At 42.5% G+C, this 1,496-nt stretch carries 1 protein-coding gene and 1 pseudogene; one reads left to right on the top strand and one right to left on the bottom strand.

Going from position 1 to position 1,496, the window contains the following annotated elements; genetic code table 11:
• Positions 1–700, top strand: a pseudogene (locus ON063_RS14515) (hypothetical protein); the annotation flags it as partial.
• A 21-nt stretch (positions 701–721) separates the two neighbouring features.
• Here the strand turns inward: ON063_RS14515 and ON063_RS14510 are convergent.
• Positions 722–1,387, bottom strand: coding sequence for a hypothetical protein (locus ON063_RS14510; protein ID WP_274665607.1), 666 nt, complete (start codon positions 1,385–1,387; stop codon positions 722–724).
• Between the last annotated feature and the right edge of the window lie 109 nt (positions 1,388–1,496).

The following is a 1,496-nucleotide window of genomic DNA, read 5'->3' as shown; positions in this document are numbered from 1 at the left end:
CGATCGTCCGACGCCATACTTGAATGCAGACGCATACAATCGTTTATCGGAACCGACCATATTAAAACGACCTGATCTCATCCTCGATCGCCCCATGTACGTCACCGAATCCATCACGGAATCAAATGCGCCTCTTCTTTTTGATGGGGACGTCGTGATTGAATCGATTGATGAATTAACGATTGCGCGACCGTTAATTGTACGAGGAAACTTAACGATTCGAGGAAACGTATCGTTTAACTCGACCGTGTATACACTCGGCGATACATTCATCGACCGTGCCAACATTCTTCCGATTGATGAAGAGAAAGGAAACTCACTCATCCTCTTATCGAAGGGGAAGATTTTATTGAATCGGATCAACGAATTTGATAACACGCCGACGACGCTTCAGGCGTTTATGTATAGTGACTCTGAAGAAGTGACAAAGGTCTATGCGGTCGGTTCCATCCTCGAGATCAATGGAGGTCTTTACAGCAAAGGACCGCTAGAAGTGAACGTATTTCGTGGGAAATTTGCAGTTGCAGAAGGTTTAAGTCCAAAAGAATATTTTGACAATGCGAATTACTCCCCTGCTCAGGGTGCTACCGATTCGAGATTAAAACTGACCTATAACGATTCCGTGTTCAATCAACTCGACACGTTACCGGTCACGAATCAGCTCCAGTTCTTTGTTAGTCATCCTGTTCAAATAAAATAAGCGAGAGGCTGAGCCTCTCGCTTATTTTATTGGCACGTTTAACTCTTTTGCATATGCAAGATCTTGACTCGTTAAGGTATATCCTTTTTCAAGTAGAACCGTTAACAAATGAGGTTGGTAGGCACGTAAAATCAGTGGAACAATTTCATCATAAGGAATGTCTTCTGGTTCCATCCGACGAATCATATCCTCAAAAGCATTCGCATTCCCTTCCGCCACCATGACTTGCAACAATTGGGGATGTTCTCCCCAATAAGAAGAAGGCAATCGGTCATGCGCAATGTGCCATTTTTCAGGGTCATCGCTCATTCCATATAAACCTTCTATCAACAAGCGACCGTTCTGCTCCACATCAAGAGGAGCACCTAACTCAATCATCTGTTGAAACTCGTCTAAAGAAGAAGTATCAGCGATATTGATCCAATCTTCAGATTCTAATGACAAACCAGCTTCATACAACGTAATGACAGAAGCGGTGTTGTGATAATAGTGAGCGAGCTCCATCCACTGTGCTTCAGCTTGGATGAATGGACTATCAAGAATGTGTTCGACTTGTTGTTGATCAAATGACACAATCGCTTCTTCTAACGCTTGTTTTTGCAGATGAATATAAACGAACATTACAGTGATGCTTAATAGCACCACTGTAACTCCTATACCAATCCATTTCTTTTTTTTCGAACTCATTAGTAATAATCACCTGCATCATTTGGAGATTCTGGGTTCGGATCTGAGCCTTCTTTTACACGTACATAAAATTCAGAATACACAACCTCTGGACCTTCCCCAGCTTCAA

The sequence above is a fragment of the Exiguobacterium sp. B2(2022) genome (assembly GCF_028823655.1).
Classification (GTDB): domain Bacteria; phylum Bacillota; class Bacilli; order Exiguobacteriales; family Exiguobacteriaceae; genus Exiguobacterium; species Exiguobacterium aestuarii_A.
This window is presented reverse-complemented; position numbering and strand designations above follow the sequence as displayed.

Excerpts from the sequence above, each read along its gene's own strand:
- ON063_RS14510 (WP_274665607.1), bottom strand. The coding sequence starts at position 1,387 with ATGAGTTCGAAAAAAAAGAAATGGATTGGTATAGGAGTTACAGTGGTG.